At 58.2% G+C, this 3,265-nt stretch carries 2 protein-coding genes and 1 pseudogene; 1 reads left to right on the forward strand and 2 read right to left on the reverse strand.

Translation table 11 applies throughout. The features are described from left to right. Positions 1–494, reverse strand: a pseudogene (locus AC0AP0_RS10795) (serine/threonine protein phosphatase); the annotation flags it as partial. Positions 495–721: 227 nt separating this feature from the next. On the opposite strand from AC0AP0_RS10795, the gene AC0AP0_RS10800 reads away from it, so the two are divergent. Continuing rightward, on the forward strand, positions 722–1,681 hold the full coding sequence (locus AC0AP0_RS10800) for a polyprenyl synthetase family protein (RefSeq protein WP_490430465.1): 960 nt from the start codon (positions 722–724) through the stop codon (positions 1,679–1,681). A 216-nt stretch (positions 1,682–1,897) separates the two neighbouring features. Here AC0AP0_RS10800 and AC0AP0_RS10805 read toward each other — a convergent pair. Further along, positions 1,898–3,265 (reverse strand): cytochrome ubiquinol oxidase subunit I (locus AC0AP0_RS10805; protein WP_490430466.1); only part of this gene is annotated, 1,368 nt, incomplete at its 5' end.

Below are 3,265 nucleotides of genomic sequence, written 5' to 3' on the forward strand. Positions count from 1 at the left end.
CCAACGGTTCTACGGACCAGATCCTCGGTGTGCTTGATGTTCTGCTGACGTACACGCTCGGCATCCCTACGGTCTGGCTCCCGGCGGTCCGTAGCAGCTTGGTTCTCCTGGGGCTTGGATGAGCGCTTCAGGGAGGCTCCCCCAAGCCCCAGGGCGCCACCCATGCTCAGACCAGCAGAGTAGATGCCGTCCAGGGGGGTGCTCCAACGCCTCTTGCGGAAGGTGCGCTCGTAGGCCGTGTCATAACCGGCCACTTGGTTACCCGAGAAAACCACTAGATCAGGCTTTGCCGCATCACAAGCCGCGGCTATGAGCCTGATTGTGTCCGGAGAGACCTTTGGACCCTCCTGAACATCGGCCAGCTGCAGAAGTCTGAACTTGCCCGAGTAATGGAACTGAAGTCGCCCCAGCCGGGCCGAAACGGACAGCGGTCGATCATGTTCTCCCTCGCTGCCTTGTGGGGAGACCTGATCCGCGTGGTAATGCTGACTCATACGTCTAGCCTACTTCACCCGGCTTCGCTCCTAGGTCGATATGTGCAGCCCTCTTACGAATGGGATCCAGGCCGGAACGCCATGGCGGCAAAGCGACACCTGATGTTAGCTTGACCACAGTGATTACGGCGACAGCCAGGACCAGGCCGACAATCTTCAGGCCTGGCCCCGGTCTTGGTATATTGGATACGTTGCGGTTCTTAACGAGATAGAGGGAGCGTACCTCCATGGCAGAAGGACAAGAGCTCCTGTTGCGCAAGGATCTTGAGCGGGTCGTTGACCGCCTGCACCAGGAACGTACCCATGTGGCCCCCTATCAGGAGGATTACCGTCGACTGCTGGACAACCACGGCAAGATGATTCGCGCCGCCATGGTGGTCCTCTTTGCTCGGTCCGGATCAGGGACCGGAGGGCAGCTGAACGACACCGTCATCACCGGCGCCGCCGCCATCGAGATGCTTCATCTGGCTACCTTGGTCCACGACGACGTTCTGGACAACGCCCCCATCCGCCGCAACAAGCCCACGGTCCACACCATGCGGGGCAACAAGGCCGCCATCTATCTGGGAGATCTGATCCTCTCCCGCTACATGGAGATCATGGCCTCCATCGCCCCTGACACAGCCTTTATCCGCGAGCAGGCCGGCACGGTCTGCGAGATCGTAGGCGGCGAACTCTACCAAGAGTCAGACCGCCACCACATCCATACAACCATTAACGACTACGACCGAGCCATCTCGGGCAAGACCGCAGCCCTCTTCCGCCTGGCCTGCCTGACCGGGATCCGCCTTGATGGCCAGCCAACCGATCCCGCTTTGGAACAGACCGCCAGAGACTTCGGCAGCAATCTAGGCATGGCCTTCCAGATCATCGATGACATCAATGATTTCGATCTGGATCGTGACACCGGCAAGCCCAAGCTGGAAGACATTCGCGACGGGATCTACACTCTGCCGGTTCTGCTGGGATTCCAGGAGGATGAAAACTTCAGAACCTTGGTCCAGCAGGACGATCCCGACCGTGTGGTCGACTATCTCAAAGCCCACCCCAAGCTGATGGAGAGCAGTCGGCAAACCGCCAAGGACTATCTGCGACGAGCTTCGGACAGCCTGGAGGATTCTTCCATCGACAAAGGCGTGCGCGACCTGTTGCAGCGGATTACAGTCAGGCTGACAGCCCAAGTCTGACCGAACCTGAACGAGTGAAGCAGGTCTAGTATCAGGCATACGCCGAACATGCATCACATCTGTCGCTTCATGCTCGGCATTGCTCTCTTTTCCGAATCTCACCGTCGTCCGCCGTCGTGGCAAACCCTTAGGACAGCAAATCCCCCGTTCCGAACCATACAGTTCGAAGCGGGGGATTTACCGAAGGGGAAGGAAGTGTTTAAGGTTAGTCGAGCATCAGGCCAGGGCTACCCGAGCCGGTGCGCCATGCACCTTGGCAGGTTGCGGCCCATTGCCATCATCCGGCTTGTAGAAGGGCCCCTGGTGCAGGGTCCTCCTGGTGTAGAAGACCATGACTCCGCCCAGAACCAGGAAGAGCAGGAAGTAGACAATGCAGGTGAAGAGCAGGTTCGGCACCGTGCTTGTGGGCGAAACTCCATCAGCGATGGTCTGGTAACCATAGACCAGCCATGGATAGCGTCCCAGCTCGGTCACCAGCCAGCCGCTGGTCGTCGCGGCGAAGGGGGCAAAGGTGAAGATGCCCATGATCCAGAGCTTCCAACGCGTGGTGAAGAGCGTGTTCTTCTTCTTGCGAGTAAACCACAGCACCAGTGCAGATATCAGGGCAAAGGCGAACCCGATCCCGACCATCAAGCGGAAGACCCAGAATAGGGTGGTGACAGGCACGTAGTAGTTCATGTCCTTGCCGTACTTGGCATCGTACTTCTCGTGCAGCTCCTTGTTGACGGTGTTCATGCCCTTGACGGCGCCTGTCTTCTTGCCGTAAGCCAGCTGTGACATGGCTCCGGGAATCTCGATGGACCCCTCGATCTTATGGTCCTTCTCATTGATCAGAGCCACGGCATTCCAAGGAGCGGGATCACCGGTGTCCTCGTAGATGCCCTCGGTGGCGGCCAGCTTCATGGGCTGATCGGTCACGATGTACTTGCCCTGCAAATCACCGTAGGTGATCACGCAGATTGAGCCGATAAGCCCGATCAGGGCGGCCAGACGGATGGACTTGGTGAACAGGTTGACCTTGGCCTGCTTCTCGGAGTCGGCCTCGACAGCGGCCACGGCCTTGTCCTTGTTTCCCATATGCATCCTCAGCAGGCTGAAGGCACTGCAACCCATGACCACGAAGGCCCCTGTGCAGACGGCGGCAAAGAAGACGTGGGGGAACTCAATCCACAGCTGGGGATTGGATATGACGTCACCAAAACTGCGCAGCCGCACATGGCCGGTGGCCTGGTTGATCTCAAATCCGACCGGGTGCTGCATAAAGCTGTTGGCAGCCAGAATCCAGATGGCCGACATGGAGGAACCCAGGAAGGTCAGCCAGATGAAGACCGCATGCACGGCCGGCTTGAACCTATTCCACGTGAACATCCACACACCGATGAAAGTTGATTCTAGGAAGAATGCCAGCAGAGCCTCGATGGCCAGGGGGGCTCCGAAGATGTCACCCATGAACCTGGAGTAGTTGGACCAGTTCATGCCAAATTGGAACTCCTGGATGATACCGGTGACCACACCGACCGCAAAGGAGAGCAGGAAGATCTTGGACCAGAACATGGTCATCTTCTTGTAGACATCCTTCTTGGT

It is taken from the genome of Bifidobacterium sp. POST2/T3 (B1), from assembly GCF_058197115.1.

Excerpts from the sequence above, each read along its gene's own strand:
- AC0AP0_RS10800 (WP_490430465.1), top strand. The coding sequence starts at position 722 with ATGGCAGAAGGACAAGAGCTCCTGTTGCGCAAGGATCTTGAGCGGGTC.